General features: G+C 60.0%; 10 protein-coding genes. 6 read left to right on the forward strand and 4 right to left on the reverse strand.

Annotated features, from left to right (window positions below):
• Positions 1-455: 455 nt before the first annotated feature.
• Positions 456-2,594, forward strand: coding sequence for a glycoside hydrolase family 2 protein (locus BBDE_RS10100; RefSeq protein WP_012902565.1), 2,139 nt, complete (start codon positions 456-458; stop codon positions 2,592-2,594).
• A 796-nt stretch (positions 2,595-3,390) separates the two neighbouring features.
• Here BBDE_RS10100 and metG read toward each other — a convergent pair.
• Positions 3,391-5,253, reverse strand: a complete 1,863-nt coding sequence (metG, locus tag BBDE_RS10105; RefSeq protein ID WP_003838342.1) for a methionine--tRNA ligase — start codon at positions 5,251-5,253, stop codon at positions 3,391-3,393.
• A gap of 154 nt (positions 5,254-5,407) precedes the next feature.
• On the opposite strand from metG, the gene BBDE_RS10110 reads away from it, so the two are divergent.
• Positions 5,408-6,043: a hypothetical protein gene (locus BBDE_RS10110; RefSeq protein WP_003838341.1), complete on the forward strand. Its 636-nt coding sequence runs from the start codon at positions 5,408-5,410 to the stop codon at positions 6,041-6,043.
• A 52-nt stretch (positions 6,044-6,095) separates the two neighbouring features.
• Entirely contained in the window at positions 6,096-6,344 is a 249-nt protein-coding gene (locus BBDE_RS10115; protein WP_033489334.1) for a variant leucine-rich repeat-containing protein, read from the forward strand.
• Here BBDE_RS10115 and rsmI read toward each other — a convergent pair.
• A complete protein-coding gene (rsmI, locus tag BBDE_RS10120; protein WP_003838339.1) occupies positions 6,334-7,332 on the reverse strand; it encodes a 16S rRNA (cytidine(1402)-2'-O)-methyltransferase in 999 nt (332 codons plus the stop codon). The two genes, BBDE_RS10115 and rsmI, sit on opposite strands and share 11 nt — an antisense overlap.
• 187 nt (positions 7,333-7,519) lie before the next feature.
• Between rsmI and BBDE_RS10125 the strand changes: the two genes are divergently transcribed.
• Entirely contained in the window at positions 7,520-9,097 is a 1,578-nt protein-coding gene (locus BBDE_RS10125) for a dolichyl-phosphate-mannose--protein mannosyltransferase (RefSeq protein ID WP_033489346.1), read from the forward strand.
• A gap of 135 nt (positions 9,098-9,232) precedes the next feature.
• Here BBDE_RS10125 and BBDE_RS10130 read toward each other — a convergent pair whose 3' ends face one another.
• Positions 9,233-10,456 carry a glycoside hydrolase family 26 protein gene (locus BBDE_RS10130; protein ID WP_003838337.1) on the reverse strand — a complete coding sequence of 408 codons (1,224 nt, stop codon included), beginning with the start codon at positions 10,454-10,456 and terminating at the stop codon, positions 9,233-9,235.
• A 339-nt stretch (positions 10,457-10,795) separates the two neighbouring features.
• Here BBDE_RS10130 and BBDE_RS10135 point away from each other — a divergent pair, with 339 nt between their 5' ends.
• Both BBDE_RS10135 and BBDE_RS10140 read left to right on the forward strand, forming a co-directional pair.
• Positions 10,796-13,300, forward strand: coding sequence for a GH36-type glycosyl hydrolase domain-containing protein (locus BBDE_RS10135; RefSeq protein ID WP_003838332.1), 2,505 nt, complete (start codon positions 10,796-10,798; stop codon positions 13,298-13,300).
• 110 nt (positions 13,301-13,410) lie between these two features.
• The gene (locus BBDE_RS10140; RefSeq protein WP_003838328.1) at positions 13,411-14,232 is read left to right on the forward strand and encodes an alpha/beta hydrolase; all 822 of its coding nucleotides are present in this window, start codon (positions 13,411-13,413) and stop codon (positions 14,230-14,232) included.
• A gap of 89 nt (positions 14,233-14,321) precedes the next feature.
• Here BBDE_RS10140 and BBDE_RS10145 read toward each other — a convergent pair whose 3' ends face one another.
• Positions 14,322-16,073 carry a type 2 periplasmic-binding domain-containing protein gene (locus BBDE_RS10145; protein ID WP_012902570.1) on the reverse strand — a complete coding sequence of 584 codons (1,752 nt, stop codon included), beginning with the start codon at positions 16,071-16,073 and terminating at the stop codon, positions 14,322-14,324.
• Positions 16,074-16,280: the final 207 nt, after the last annotated feature.

Raw genomic sequence — 16,280 nt, forward strand, 5'->3', positions numbered from 1 at the left:
GCTATTTTTCGCGTTGAACGGGAGTGATTTGAAGCAGTCTCATCCGGTTTGCCTTCCGATGGGACCGCGAATGGCCGATATTATGGGCCAATCCCACCACGACTCGTCGTGGGGATTCGAGCAATCCCTTCATCGCAAGGAGGAACAAGAGTGAAAAAAAGAAAGCCGGCGGAGAGAAGGCCGCCGGCTGAGAGAGAAGAGAGAAGAAGGGTTCAGTTATGGGGTTCGATTGGGAACCTCGCCAACAGCCGTAACCGTTGACATGTTCTATATAACCGCCCGACCCTTGGAAGAACGATGTTTCTACCTGCCAATTTCCTGTGAATCGCGTAATGGGAATGTCATGACGTCCCACCACACGAATCAATGCAAGCGATTTCCAAATCAACGAAATCGCGATTCTTCTCGTTACAATGGGGAACGTCGAGAGAGTGCAGTGCCGCAGGGAGGCTCCCATGTTGGATATCAAACGCGCATTGAAGGCCTCGCCCAAGAAAAGGCGTTCCTCAGAGCCGCTGAAACAACTATGGACGCCTTGGGGCGAACGAATCCGCGATGAATGGCTGTGCGAAAACGCCGGAAACAAGGCGTTCCGCCCAATCGAAGAGGGAGAGCGCAAGCTGGAGGTCGGCCGAACGCCGATTCTTGGCGAGCATCCGCGCCCGACGATGATGAGGAACAACCATACGATGCTCAACGGCATGTGGGATTATGCGATCGTGCCGATTCCCAATGACGAAACCGGCTCGCGCTGGTCGTTCTCCCGTAACAAGGCCACGCCGGCGCTCACCCGGGACGAAGCCGTGGAGCTGGTCAAGGAGGCCGCGATCCCGGAAACGTTCGACGGGAAGATCCTCGTGCCGTTTTCACCGGAATCCGCACTTTCCGGCGTGCACCAGACCATCTACCCCGACGACATGATCTGGTACCGCACCGTCGTGCATCCGGTGGCGCTCGGCAGTGAGGAAACCGTACGGCAGGTCGGCGATGCGAACCGTCTGATCCTGCACTTTGAGGCGGTCGATTGGGTGTGCGCCTGCTATATCAACGGCCAGTTCGCCGGCGTGCATGTCGGCGGCTACCTTCCGTTCGACGTCGATATCTCGGCGTTCATCGACCCTGACGATGTGTTTGAGATCGCATTGTGCGTCTATGATCCGAACGATTCAGGCACGCAACCGCGCGGCAAGCAGAAAATCGAACGCGATGGCATCTGGTATACCGCGCAGAGCGGCATCTGGCAGAGCGTCTGGCTGGAAATCGTGCCGGACGCCTACCTGCGCACGCTCATACTGAAAGGCAGTGCCGATGGCAAGCTGTTCATACGGGCGGAAATCGGCGGTGACCGGCCGAACGCGAAACTGCGAATCGTCGTGACCGAGCCGTCGGATGGTTCGGTCGTTACGGACACCGTACTGCCGGCAGGCGCGCGCAAGGTGCGCACCGAAATCGAGACGAAGGCCGAGCATATGTGGTCTCCCGCGGACCCGCATCTGTACGATGTGACGGCGACGCTGCTGTTCGGCACGACGGCGAAAACGGCAGAGGCTACGACGAAACCGCAATCCGCAGACGTAGTGAAATCGTATTGCGCGTTCCGCACGGTGGAGGTCAAGCCCGACATGAAAGGCGTGGCGAGATTCCATCTCAACGGTAAGCCGGTGTTCCTGAAGGGCGTGCTCGACCAAGGATATTGGCCGGACGGACTGCTGACCGCGCCTTGCGACGACGCGCTGATTCATGACATCACCGCTATGAAAGCATCCGGCTTCAATATGCTGCGCAAGCATATCAAAATCGAATCCGCGCGCTGGTACTACCATTGCGACCGTCTCGGCATGCTCGTATGGCAGGATGCGGTTTCCGGCGGCGGCGAATACAACGCTTGGCAGACCAACAAAAAACCGACGCTACTGCGCTCCAGCTGGAACAGACTCCGCGACGATACCGCACAGCATTTCGACGCGCTCGGCGCCGACGATTCGAATTACCGCCGCGACTGGTCGCGTAGTGCCGACGCGATGGTGCACATGCTATCCGGCCATCCGTCGATCGTGACGTGGGTGCTGTTCAACGAGGGTTGGGGCCAGTTCAATGCGTGTGATGCCGCCGAACGCATCCACGCACTCGATCCGACCCGTCCGATCGACGCGACGAGCGGTTGGTATGACCAGCATTGCGGCGACTATCACAGCGTGCACAACTATTTCCGTCCGCTGGAGGTCTACCCCGACAAAGGGCCGTTACGCGGATACGCGGCGGAATACGAGAAACGGCATAGAAGGCGTCGCCGTGCCGAGCATTACGCGGTGTTGCCGGTAGCGCAGCATGGCGTACGCGCGTTCATGCTCTCGGAATTCGGAGGATTGGCGCAGCTGATTGCCGACCATTCCGCAGTGTCACGAGCCTACGGGTACGGCGAATACGATTCGATTGAGGGTTGGCGATCCGCGGTACGTTCCGTTTTGGCGTCGGCTGCGGCATTGGAATCCAAAGGATTGGCCGGCTACGTATACACGCAGGTTTCCGACGTGGAAGAGGAACTCAACGGGCTGCTGACATACGATCGGCGCGTGGACAAGCTCACGGAATAGGCGGGGTGAGTGTTCCGACCACTCCGAAACGGCACTCTTTGCGCACGATGATTTCGGTGTCGTCGTCGATGCTGTTGCTGTTGTTGTTCATGTTGCTGTTGCCCATGGTCCTTTCATGCATCCCCACCGTTAGATTTGCGTCTGGAATATTCCGGTCCGCCCATCGACATGAACAATATTCCCGACCACGCATCGTCCGCGATTGCAGGACGTAGAGGACGACGGCTTTCACACCGACCGGACCAGAATCGAAACCATCGAGCGGAAAGACCATGCCCCATCCGAAGCAGGAACGGGCGCGGCCATCCATCTAGGCCGACCGATTGCCATACGACATGAAACACGCATGCAGCCAAGACCATACCCACACAGACGAAGAACAAACCCCTATCCGCTTCCAAAGCAAAATCCGCTACAAGGCAGAGTCCCCGAAAAACGACGGCTCTACCGCGTTTTATGGGTCTCCGGGCGGGATGCGCATGCCCCCTATGAGGGCGCATGGATGAGGGCGCGTGTCGACGTCCGCCGTCGCATGCGCGCAGTGCAGAGTAGATGGGTCGGGCCATGCACGATTCGCGGAAAGCGTCGGCTGTGAGGAATCGTGCACGGTCCCGCCCAGCCTCCAGGAACCACTACGCCAAGGAATGGCGGAATCCCAATGGCTCCATCCCCATAAAGAATGGGTGCCTCCGAGGTGGATACCCATTGGGCACGAAAATAACAACACGATCCCGGAAAAGCGAAGTTTTCCGGAATCGTGTTCTCGTCAGAAGAGCGGATCAGGCTTCAATCCGACTCAGCCCTCCAGCTTGGCCTTCTCGGCAGCCAGACGGGCGGCCTCGGCCTCGCGGCGGGCGGTCAGCTCGGCATCGAAGCGGGCGAGTTCTTCCTCAACGGCCTCCGGCGGAATCTTCGCGAAGATCGGATGCGGCTTCGGTACCGGGGTACCGGCCACAATCGGTTCGGAAGCCCATGGATGCACGGTCTCGCCCATCTCGTAGTCACCGGTGATAATCGGGTACATGAAGCCCGGTTTGTCGAGATCCTCAACCTCTTCAAGACGTGGCAACGGCGAGAACGTGCCAGTACCGCCCAGCGCCTCCCACACTTTCTGCGCGGAGTGCGGCAGGAACGGAGCCAGCAGATGGTTGGCATCGGACACGGCCTGGGCGGCGACATGCAGTACGGTGCCGAGACGGGCCGGATTATCCTTGATCTTCCACGGTTCGGTGGCGGAGATGTACTTGTTGATGTCACCGACCACGCGCATTGCTTCGGACAGCGCATTCTTCTGGCGATGGTTCTCGATCAGCGAACCGATGGAGTCGAAGGCACCTGCGGTCTCGGCCAGCAGGGCACGGTCCTCATCGGTCATCGAAGCCTCATCAAGCGCTGGAATCTCACCGAAGTTCTTGTTCATGAGGTTGGCCACACGATTCACCAGATTGCCCCAGGAGGCGGCGAGCTCCTCATTGTTATGGCGCACGAACTCGGCCCAGGTGAAGTCGGAGTCAGAGCTTTCCGGACCTGCCACGGAGATGTAGTAGCGCACGGCGTCAACCGGGTAGCGCGACAGGATGTCCTTCACGTAGATCACGATGCCACGGGAGGACGAGAACTTCTTGCCTTCCATGGTCATGAATTCGGATGCCACGACCTGCTCCGGCATGTTCAGTGGGCCGAGCTTGCCGGTTTCGCCGCCCTTGGAACCCTGACCGTTGTAGGCCAGCATCTCGGACGGCCAGATCTGGGAGTGGAACGTGATGTTGTCTTTGCCCATGAAGTAGTAGCCCGGAGTGGTCGGGGCGTTCCACCAAGCGCGCCACGCGTCCGGCTCGCCCTTGCGGCGGGCCCATTCGATGGATGCGGACAGGTAGCCGATCACGGCATCGAACCACACGTACAGCTTCTTGTTCGGGTTGTCGATCCAGCCGGCGACCGGAATCGGAATGCCCCAGTCGATGTCGCGCGTGATGGCACGCGGCTTGACTTCCTTAAACAGTCCGATGGAGAAGTTGATGACGTTGGTACGCCAGCCTTCGCGGGTCTTGAGCCATGCGAGATTGGCCTCGGCGAGCGCCGGCAGGTCGAGGAAGAAGTGTTCGGTCTCCTCGAAGCGTGGGGTTTCGCCGTTGATCTTGGATACCGGATTGATCAGCTCGTCCGGGTCGAGCTCGTTGCCGCAGGTATCGCACTGATCGCCTCGGGCACCGTCGGAGCCACAGATCGGGCAGGTGCCTTCGATGTAACGGTCCGGCAGGGTACGTCCGGTAGACGGCGAAATGGCGACCTTTTGCGTGCCTTTATAGATATAGCCGTTCTCGAGGCACTGCGTGAACAGTTCCTGCACGACCTTTTCGTGATTGCCGGTCGTGGTACGGGTGAACAGATCGTAGCTCAGGCCCAAATCGCACAGATCCTTGGCGATCACACGGTTGTAGCGGTTGGCGAGTTCCTGCGCACTCACGCCTTCCTTGTCGGCTTCCACCAGGATCGGGGTGCCGTGCTCGTCGGTGCCGGACACCATCAGCACGTCATTGCCCTTCATGCGCTCGTAGCGCGCGTACACGTCGGACGGCACGCCGAAGCCGGCGACATGGCCGATATGACGGGGGCCGTTCGCATACGGCCAAGCAACATTCACCAAAATATGACTCATAAGGCACGATTATCGGCTCAGATAGCGACAGGAAGGCTCTGCAGCGTACCTATGCTCGCATGACGACCACGTCAGTGCGCAATCCCCCTGATTATGCACATTGTTGTATGATGAAACAATCGTTGTCCACATATCCACGGATTTTCGTAAGTCGATGGCGCAGACGCCGGCCATCCGTTACGGTACCGTCATGGATATCGCAATGACGCTTGCCACGGGACCGCTCGCACCGCTGCTGCGCGACGGCGATCTGCCGGGACCGATGAATCTCAACAGATTGGCCGATTTCGGCACACTGTGCAAACTCGACAGTGCCAATGCCTATACGTTGCAGGATTCGACCACGCTGTATGGCCGTGCCACCATCGTCGCGACCGTGATGCCGCGCAATGCCGTAGCCTGCGGCTTCACGGCCGCATGGCTGTGGCTGGGCGGATTGTTTCCGGAAACCATTGACATTCTGTCCTCATCGCATTTCCGCACGTTGCGGCACGGGCGAAAGGTGCGGGTGTTCAATCGCAAGGCACCCCCGGACCATGTCATTCAGGTCGGTCCGGTACGCACGACCACGCCGGTACGCACCGCCTGCGATCTGGCGTTGATCGCCACCGACGAGACGAAAGACGTCATGCATGAAGTGATCTGCATGCTCATGCAGGAATATCGTTTCCGGCCCGACGACTGTCTGCAGGCGCTGCAGCAGAGTCGGCATATCAGGAATGCGTCGCAGGCACGCACCCTGTTTCACGGGATTGCGGGCGGAGCCAATGAGCATCCGACGGCGCAATAAGCGGCATCGAAGTCCGCCGGAGTACCGGCCGGAGCCCAAGCCGAGGGCTCTGGTGGAGCCGCCACGCCCGCCACTCGAATTGACGCCGCTCATCGCCTGCAGTCCGGAAACCGACCCGGAAGTGCTCTGGCATATCGCGCGGGAGTCTCCGTCGCTACGCAAGTGGTTGGTGGCGAATCCGGCGGCCAGTCCGGCGATGCTGGAGTATATCGGGCAGGTCGGCGGCCCAGGCGTAGGCGAAGCGTTATGCATACTGCTCGATTCGCTGGATGGCCGGGCCGACTCCGCCATCAGCCTTTGAGAGCGAGCACTGCGTTGTAGACCTGCTTGCGATTGGCGAGGGAACCGTCGGCCAGCGGATGCTCAGCCACGACCTGCGCAATGGCGTCCTTGATGCGCAGATTGTCTTCCTGCGCACGGTCGATCGACAGTACGGCCAGATCTTCTACGGATAGCGAGGCCGGCGCGGCCGCGTCGGCCTCCTCATCGGAGGCACCGGCGATGACCAGTACCATTTCGCCGCGAGGCGGCTCGTCGATGACGCTTTGGTGGATTTCGGCGATGGTTCCACGGCGGATCTGCTCATAGTCCTTGGTCAGTTCACGGCACAACGCCATGCGCCGATTCGGCCCGAGCACTTCCAGCAGGTCGGCCATGGAGTCGTCGATGCGATGCAGGGTCTCGTAGAACACGATGGTGCGGCGCTCGGACTGCAGTGCGCGCAGATGCTGCACGCGTTCGGCATGTTTGCGTGGCAGGAATCCCTCATAGCAGAAGCGGTCGGTCGGCAAGCCGGACAATGCGAGCGCATCCAGTACGGCAGAGGGGCCGGGCGCGCAGGTGACCGGCAGGCCGCGTTCGATAGCGCGGCGCACGATGGCCAGTCCCGGATCGTTGATGGTCGGCATGCCCGCATCGGAGACGACCAGCACGGTGGCACCGGTTTCGACCTGGTCGAGCAGACCGTCGGCCTTATCCCGCTCGTTATGGTCGTGATAGGCGACCACACGACCGGACACATGGATGCCGAGACGGTTGGCGAGCGCATACAGGCGGCGCGTGTCTTCGGCCGCGACGATGTCGGCTCCTTCCATGAGCGCAATCAGTCGGGCGGAGGCATCGGCGGTATTGCCGATCGGCGTTGCGGCAAGAATCACCGTACCGCGCGGAATGCCGACGCCGTCCACCAACGCATCGAGCGCGCCGGCGGCGGTAATCCGGCCGCCGTCATCCGTCCCGTCCGTGAATTCGGTTGGCTCCTGTGTTGATTGCGCTTGTATGCTCTCCATATCTTCCAGTATCTCCTACTGTGTATCCAAGGGCATGTCTTGCGGGCGAAATGAGGCGACGATGAGTATACAGACGGTCAAGGCGAATGCGCGATACGCCGCACTCCGACGACGGCGGCATCAACGTGACGGCTCCGATGCCTCTCCTGAACCACGTTGGACCGCCTCCAGGCCTTTCGCATGGCTGATGACGATTCTTGTGGCCGCTTTCGGCGGAATCCTGCGCTTTGTGAGACTTGGCTCCCCTCGCGCGGTGGTATTCGACGAAACGTATTACGTCAAAGACGCGTGGACCATGCTGAACACCGGCGAGGCGCGCGATTGGCCGAAACTGGTGACCATCGACGGCGTGGATGTCGAAATCGACCGACTGTTCGCAGCCGGCGACACCGACCGTTGGCTTAATACGGCCGAATATGTGGTGCATCCGCCGGTCGGCAAGTGGATGATCGCGGCCGGGCTGAAACTGTTCGGCGGCGCCGACAATCCCGTCGCCTGGCGTGCGAGCGTTGCCGTTGCCGGTGTCGTCGCCATCGTGCTGATCACCCGCGTGGCCTTGCGCCTGTTCCACAATCTGCCGATTGCGCTGATTGCCGGCCTGCTCATGTCGTTGGACGGTCTCGGCATCGTGATGAGCCGCACCGGCCTGCTCGACAATTTCATCATGGTGTTCGCCTTGGGAGCGTTTTCGCTGATGTTGATGCATCGCGATTGGGCCCGTGCACGGCTGCGACGGCAATATGCGATTGATGCGGCCGCCCGTACGGCACGTTTCAAGCCGGGAAGGCGCGGCTTGATACTGCAACGACGCGGACCGATGATCGCCTTGTCGTGGTACCGCGTAGGTGCGGCCTTCCTGCTCGGCATGGCGACCGGCGTGAAGTGGTCGGGCACATATCTATTCGCTGTGTTCTGCGTAATCTCGGTGCTGTGGGATGCGTGGGAGCGCCGGCGGATCGGCTATCGCGCATGGTTCACGACCGGTTTGGTGAAGGATGGACTCGTGGCGGCCTGCTACATGGTGCCGATCTACGCGCTTACCTATTTGGGCGGATGGCTCAACTGGTTCCTGCATGCCGACTCGTATATGCACGATTGGGCCGCGAATCATCCCGGCGAGGGTGTGACCTGGCTGCCGGAATCGTTGCGTTCCTTTGTGGCCTACCATGCGCAGATGTGGCAATTCCACACCACGCTCGACGCGCCGCACGACTACAAGGCGAACCCGCTTACCTGGCCGTTGCAGGTAAGGCCGACCAGTTTTTATTGGGAGAAGCTGTCCGAGCATCCGGGACTGTGTTCGTTGGCGCCGGATTCGCAATGCGTGGCAGCGATCACGTCGCTCGGCAATCCGCTGATCTGGTGGGCGGGCTCGCTGTGCACGGTGACGGCGATCATCATCGCCATCGCCGGTCTGGTGCGCGGGCGTATTCGTGGCGGCACTACCCGCGAAGATGGTGGCTATTGGCGAATTTGGGCGGTTTTGGCCGGCTTTTTGGGCGGTTGGCTGCCGTGGGCGCAGTATCTGAATCGTACGACGTTCACGTTCTATTCGATTGTGATTCTGCCGTGGATCGTGCTTGCGATCTGTTACGTGCTTGATTGGTTGCACACGCATGCGGAAATCGGCACCTATCGTCTGACCGTCGGACTGGGCCTTATGTTGATCGTACTGGTTTCGGCCTTCTTCTACCCGATCTGGACGGCGATACCGGTGCCTTACGAATTCTGGCTGTCCCATATGTGGTTCAGATCATGGATCTGACCACATATGGGACCCTACGCGGCAAACCGCTCACTTCACCTACCGGCAGTCCACCGGACTACCGGCCCAACGGCTCAGCATATGTGGTTCAGATCATGGATCTGACCACATATGGGACCCTACACGGCAAACCGCTCACCTATACAGAGGCGGAAGGGCGTCGGCGAGACGCATGAAGTCGTGACGGACGAATCGTCTGAAATCATCGGCATACCGCGAACCGGCAACGGGCGTGCCGTATGCTCCAGTGCCGGCGGCATCCGGATCATTGCGCCACGGCAAGTACCACAGTGCGCGGCGAGCGTATTCGTTGGCGAGCGCGGCGGTCAGCAGATACTTCGTCCATGGCGAATCCGACAACGCTGAACCCTCTTCGGCCGCAGCGTCATCATTGGCGCCGATGATGGCGAGATCGTGGGAATCGCAGACGTACGAGTCGGCGAATATTCCCGGAGAACCGACTTCCGTGGCCGCGGCCAGCTTGCCGCGCTCCTTGCCGAGGCGACCGACCAATGTAAGCATCGCAATCAGATCGGCATGGCGGGCCTGCGGATCCTCCGCGCTTTTCTCGGCGGGCGCGATGTCCCAGTAATCGTCGAAGCCGAGCACATCGACATAGTCGTCTCCGGGATAGGCATACAGATAACCGGTCTCCAACGATTCCGGCGTGCTCATATCGATGCGGCTACGGTCGGGCGAGTAGGCGTAGAGCACATTGTGCACATGCTTGACGTCACGCAGGTATTCGATGGTCATGCGCCACAGTTCGACGAACTGTTCGGGCGTGGTGTCGGTCGGACGTGCGGGAGAACCGGTACACCACCAGAACCAGTCGCCGGTATGCTCATGGAACGGGCGGAAGACGATGGGAATCGGTTCGCCGTTCGTGTCCGTGACGGTGGTGAGCGCGGCGGCAATGCGGTCGAGCCAGCCGAGGAACTTCTCATGCGCTTCACCGCCGGGCAGCACCGCTTTGACAGTGCCCTCGGCCATGTTATGGCCGTAACCGCCGAGGGTGAGCGGGTTGGCGGAATGCCAGCTGAGCGTGTTGACGGCGCCCATATTGAAGGCTCGAAGCATTTCGTTTCGGATGGCTTCGGCTCCGAATCCGTCGAGATTGCGGTTCCGGTCCAGCTCGACGCCGCCCAAGTCGTTGCCCCACACAGCCGGGTAGGAACCGGTCACCGCATGCACATCGGAGTCGGTATGCTCGCCGATTACGTTGCTGGTTTCGTTCTGATGGCCGAACATGGCGAATTCGCCCGTTGCGCGGTGCAATGCGTCAAACAGCGCGCGAGTCTTGGCATTGAGATCGTCATCCACCGGCTTTGACTTCATGATGGTGCCTTCTTCGGCCATACCAGCGCTCCTTCGTGTCGCTCCATGTCTTTTACCCCTACTCTACCGGCGTCCGCCCGTGCCCGCCTCCGCCATGCCGGCGATTCGGATTTTCGCCTCTATGGGATTCGGATTCCCCTTTCCTACGATTCGGCTTTTCCCAGAACACCACGGAATGAGGTCGGAACGAGCCCACGCAACACGGTCGAATCACTTATTTATAAAGTTATAAATAACGTGGTATCCTTATGGGGAAACGCAATAACCAACGAACACTGGCCGTAGCCGCGCGCAACGCCGCCCCGCGTATGCCCACGCCCGCAGCCAGAAGCCGCAACGAAGCAGTCTGAAAGGATTCCCATGAAGTACGGCCACTTCGATGATTCCGCCCGCGAGTATGTAATCGAAACTCCGGCAACCCCGCTGCCATGGATCAACTACCTCGGCAACGAGGACTTCTTCTCCCTGATCTCCAATACCGGCGGCGGCTACTCCTTCTACAAGGACGCCAAACTGCGTCGCATCACCCGCTACCGTTACAACAACGTGCCCGGCGACAACGGCGCGCGCAACTACTATCTGAGCCTTATGGACTCCAACGCCGTCAACGCCAAGCCGATTGACACGTGGTCGCCGACCTTCCTGCCATGCAAGACGCCGCTCGACTCCTATAAGTGCCGTCAGGGCATCGGCTACACCGTGTTCGAAGCCGCCAAGCACGGCATCGAATCCAAGCTCACCGCGTTCGTGCCGCTGAAGACCAATGCCGAAGTCAACCGTCTCGACGTGACCAACACCACCGACGCACCGGTCGTGCTCGACGTGACCGGTTCCGTGGAATGGTGCCTGTGGAACGCAGTCGACGACTCCTCCAACTTCCAGCGCAACCTGTCCACCGGCGAAGTGGAGATCGAGAAGCAGGATGACGCCACCCTGATCTACCACAAGACCGAATTCAAGGAACGTCGCAACCATTATGCGTTCTTTGCCGTTAACTCCCCCGTCGTCGGCTTCGACACGAGCCGTGACGAATTCCTCGGCAAGTTCAATGGTTGGGGCACTCCGCAGGTCATCACCGAAGGCCAGGCCCACGATTCCGTGGCCCACGGCTGGTTCCCGATCGCCGCCGACCGCGTACGCCTCGAGCTCAAGCCGGGCGAGACCAAGTCGCTCGTATTCGTGCTGGGCTACATCGAAGTCGCCAAGGAAGACAAGTGGGAGGATCCGAACGATCCGGCCAAGGTAGGCATCATCAACAAGAAGCCGGCGCATGAACTGTTCCGCCGCTTCGCCACCGTCGAGCAGGTAGAGGCAGCCCTGAAGGAGCTCAACACCTACTGGACCGAACTGCTGACCACCTACAGCGTGGAATCCGGCGACGAGAAGCTCGACCGCATGGTCAACATCTGGCACCAGTACCAGTGCATGGTCACCTTCAACATGTCCCGTTCCGCCTCCTATTACGAGTCCGGCATGGGCCGCGGCATGGGCTTCCGCGATTCCAACCAGGATCTGCTCGGCTTCGTGCACCTGATTCCGGGCCGTGCGCGCCAGCGCATCATCGACATCGCCTCCACCCAGATGGAGGATGGTTCCGCGTGGCACCAGTATCAGCCGCTCACCAAGAAGGGCAATGCCGACATCGGCGGTGGCTTCAACGATGACCCGCTGTGGCTCGTGGCCGGCGTGAATGCGTACCTCGCCGAGACCGGCGACGCATCGATTCTGACCGAGCCGGTGCCGTTCAACAACGTGGAAGGCTCCGAAGTGCCGCTGCTCGAGCACCTGCGCCGCTCCGTGAACTTCACCATCACGCACAAGGGACCGCATGGCATCCCGCTGATCGGCCGCGCCGACTGGAACGACTGCCTGAACCTCAACTGCTTCTCCGACACTCCGGGCGAGAGCTTCCAGACCGTGGAGAACAACGACACCGGCGTTGCCGAATCCGTGTTCATCGGCGGCATGTTCGTGCTGTATGGCGGCCAGTATGCCGACATCATCGAACATTACGGTCAGCTCACCGGCATGACCGATGCCGAAATCGCCTCCGAGGCAGCCAATGTGCGCGCCGAAATCGGCCAGGTCTCCGAAGCGGTCAAAACCGCCGGATGGGACGGCGAATGGTTCGTGCGCGCCTACGACGCCTATTCGCGCAAGGTCGGCACGCACGAAGACACCGAAGGCCAGATCTACATCGAACCGCAGGGCATGTGCGTGATGGCCGGCATCGGCCTCGATGACGGCAAGGCCCAGCAGGCCCTGAAGTCCGTGAAGGACAAGCTGACCTGCGATTGGGGTACCGCCATCCTTGCCCCGGCCTATTCCACCTACCGCATCGAGCTGGGCGAAATCTCGTCCTATCCGCGCGGTTATAAGGAGAACGGCGGCATCTTCTGCCATAACAACCCGTGGATCTCCATCGCCAATGCGCTGGCCGACAACAACGAGGAGGCCTTCGCGGTCTACCAGCGCAACTGCCCGGCCTACGTGGAAGACAAGTCCGACATCCGCAAGGTGGAGCCGTACGTCTACTGCCAGATGGTGGCCGGCCCTGAGGCCCCGACCCCGGGCGAAGGCAAGAATTCCTGGCTGACCGGCACCGCCGCATGGACGTTCGTGGACGTGTCCCAGTATCTGCTGGGCGTGCGCCCGACGCTCGACGGTCTGGCTATCGAACCGCATCTGCCGGAACAGTTCACCGACCTGACCGTGACCCGTGTGTTCCGTGGCGTGACCTACCGCATTGCCATGAAGCGCACCGGCGAGCGCACGGTGAGCGTCAATGGCGAGCAGCTTGCAGGCAACGTCGTGCCGGTCCCGACCGACGACACCAAGTTGGTCGAGGTGGCAGTCACCTTCTGATGGCCGAACGGCAGCCAAGTAGCTGCCAAACGGCTGAAACGGGGCGCATGGACGACATCACGTCACCCATGCGCCCCCTTATGAATTGACTTTACGAATAGGATGGATCCATGCAGTATTTCGAACATGAGATTTCCGGCATTGACGGCACCGCCGCCAAGTTCGTCGGATATTGCCTTGGCAACAGCGAAGAAGTCATCCCGGATTACGCACGCCCGTCCGTGCTGGTGATTCCCGGCGGCGGCTATGAGATGACGTCCGACCGTGAGGCCGAGCCGATTGCAATGCAGTTTCTTGCGGCCGGCTACAACGCTTTCGTCCTGCGATATTCCGTGAAACCGTCCGTCTTTCCGGTTGCGCTGTTGGAAGCGGCCGAAGCGATGAAGCAGATTCGCGAACATGCCGCCGAATGGCATGTCGATACGAACGCCATCGCCGTGATCGGTTTTTCCGCAGGCGGCCATCTCGCCGCAAATCTCGCCACTTCCGCCAGTGACGAGGTGATCGCGGCGCACGGCTACGATCCGGATGCGGTGCGTCCGAACGGCCTGATGCTCGCCTACCCGGTGATCACGTCCGGCCCGCTCGCACACCGCGGCAGCTTCGATTCGCTGCTCGGGGAACGCAAGGCCGACCCGGAAGCACTCGAATCCGTATCCATCGAGAAGCATGTCGATGCCAAGACGCCGCCGGTGTTCGTGTGGCATACCGTTCCCGACGACTGCGTACCGTATGAGAACACGCTTATGCTCATCAATGCCTGCAAGCAGGCCGGCGTCAGTGTCGAGGCGCACCTGTTCCCCAGCGGCGGCCATGGCCTGTCGCTCGGTACCGCCGAAACGGCATGGCAGGGTGTCCACGGCATCGAGGAATGCGTGCAGGTGTGGCCGCAGTTGGCTGCCGCGTGGATGCGTAGGACGTTCGCCAAATAGGCTCATAGCGAGCGGCACAGCGTGAGGGTCCCGGCCAATAGGCCGGGACCCTCACGTTTCAGGTGGCTTTTGCCTCGAATGATACCGGGCTATTTCTCACGGCTCGCATACTCCTTTTCGATTGCCTGACGCGCCTTGAACATATCCTTGGTGTTCTTCATGTCGACGTCATAGACCTTCTTGTAACCGAGACCGTCAACCTCTTTCTGCATCTTGCTCCAGATGGAGTTGAACTCGTCATCGCTCTTGGAGAACACTGCCTGCCAGCAGGCGTTCACCACGGCGGTCTTCAGCTGTCCACGGGTGGTGGAGATCACGGAGTCTTCATCCGGAGTGGTGTACGAGGCGCCCGGAATGACCGCGAGTTTGCCACTCTGCTCCAGATACTCCATGGTCGTGCGCGCACCGCCCATATGCTCTTGCCAATCTTTGTCGAGTGCGGTATCACGCTTGGCGAGTTCGGAATCCCACATCTGATAGTTGTACGGCGCGTTGGTTCTCGGATCGATGTCCTTGTTGAGCACGGTGGAGACGTTCAACTGGGATGCGCCGTCGGAGTAACCGCCACCGCCGTACTCCTCCGGAACGTTGACGCTTTCGCCGCCCATGGCCTTGACACCGAAATCGGTAAGTACCGGTTTGCCGTCCTTGATGTCCCAGGTCAGACCCTTTAACCCGGCAGCGCCATTGGTCTGGGAACCCGCAGCTTGGATACCCTCAGGCGAGTAAAGCCAATCAATGAATTTGACCAGACGTTCCTTGTTCTTGGCTTTTTCTCCGACGCCGATGAACGTGGTGGTGCCGTTCGGCTGGGCACCCTTGGATGCGATCTTCATGTCATCGATGCTCAGCATCATGAAACCCTTACCGTCCTTCTTATGGGCGTCCGTGTTATAGGCCGCTTGGCCGAGCCAAGGCCAGAAGGAGAACAGGATCTTGCCTTCCTTGTACTTGGAATACATGGTGTCGTAGTTCTGCGTGGTGGATTCCGGATCAACCAGGCCCATCTGCTCGGCCTTGTTATAGAACTTCAGCGCACGCACGTAAACGCCATTCTCGTCGATCAGCGATTGAGCATCCGTACCGTCGGCATTGCTCATCACGTAACCGGTCCCTTCGGCATAGCCATAGAACGCCGGAAGCTGGAAGCCATTCTGCATGGCCTGATCGTCCCAATCCTTGAACAGACTCAGCGCGTAGACGTCATCGCTGCCGGTCTCTTCGCGCGCCTTGTCCTGCATCTGCTTGAGGACCGGGAGCAGATCCTCAAGCGTGGCAACCTTGGGGTAGCCGATCTCCTTGTAGTAATCCCAACGTACGAACGGGCCGAAAGTCGGTTCGACACCTTCGCTGGACTCGGTCGGAGACAAGGATGATACCGAGGTCGGAATGCCCCACATACCGCTCTCCTGGTTGGCATCCTTCGTCAACTGATCGATGGCCCCCTGATAAGTCTTGAGATACTTGGTGTTTTTGATATACGAACTCAGGTCAGTGACGAGTTTGGACTTGACCACTTTTTCGGCCTGACCGCTGCCAGAGCCGATGATCACAATGTCGCCCAGATTGCCTGCAGCCGCGCGGGTATCGAACAGCGTGTTGCCGCCGCCTGCGACGTTCGGAGCCACGATATTGAGCTTGATGTTGAACTTGTCCTTGATGACCTTGGCGAACCAGCCCTTCTGCTCGCCCTGATAGTTCGCCAGTTGGTCGAACACCTCGACCGTCATCAGCGAATTGTCATCAGCATCGCTTGCGGTGTCACCGCCGCAGGCCGCCATCGTGCATGCCATGGCAAGCACGCCACACGCCGCGACGAGTTTTCTTCCGACACTACGCATCTTCCCTCACCTTGTCCTTTCGTAGCTATTGTCACGAGCATGCAAACGTCCACAATCATGACGATTCCGTCGTAAATCGCGCGTAACCGCCGCGAATGCGCGTATACAAGCAACCCTGCATTTGCTCGTCCTATGGCTTCCTCACCATGCCGTGGACGTTTACGATTTCAGGGTACAAGGCCTTATCCTTCATTGTCGAATCGTTTC

It is taken from the genome of Bifidobacterium dentium JCM 1195 = DSM 20436, assembly GCF_001042595.1.
Lineage (GTDB): Bacteria > Actinomycetota > Actinomycetes > Actinomycetales > Bifidobacteriaceae > Bifidobacterium > Bifidobacterium dentium.

What these genes read in the sequence shown, in the direction of transcription:
- BBDE_RS10100 (WP_012902565.1), top strand. Translation starts at nt 456, where the DNA reads ATGTTGGATATCAAACGCGCATTGAAGGCCTCGCCCAAGAAAAGGCGT.
- metG (WP_003838342.1), bottom strand. Translation starts at nt 5,253, where the DNA reads ATGAGTCATATTTTGGTGAATGTTGCTTGGCCGTATGCGAACGGCCCC.
- BBDE_RS10110 (WP_003838341.1), top strand. Translation starts at nt 5,408, where the DNA reads ATGGCGCAGACGCCGGCCATCCGTTACGGTACCGTCATGGATATCGCA.
- rsmI (WP_003838339.1), bottom strand. Translation starts at nt 7,332, where the DNA reads ATGGAGAGCATACAAGCGCAATCAACACAGGAGCCAACCGAATTCACG.
- BBDE_RS10125 (WP_033489346.1), top strand. Translation starts at nt 7,520, where the DNA reads ATGACGATTCTTGTGGCCGCTTTCGGCGGAATCCTGCGCTTTGTGAGA.
- BBDE_RS10130 (WP_003838337.1), bottom strand. Translation starts at nt 10,456, where the DNA reads ATGGCCGAAGAAGGCACCATCATGAAGTCAAAGCCGGTGGATGACGAT.
- BBDE_RS10135 (WP_003838332.1), top strand. Translation starts at nt 10,796, where the DNA reads ATGAAGTACGGCCACTTCGATGATTCCGCCCGCGAGTATGTAATCGAA.
- BBDE_RS10140 (WP_003838328.1), top strand. Translation starts at nt 13,411, where the DNA reads ATGCAGTATTTCGAACATGAGATTTCCGGCATTGACGGCACCGCCGCC.
- BBDE_RS10145 (WP_012902570.1), bottom strand. Translation starts at nt 16,073, where the DNA reads ATGCGTAGTGTCGGAAGAAAACTCGTCGCGGCGTGTGGCGTGCTTGCC.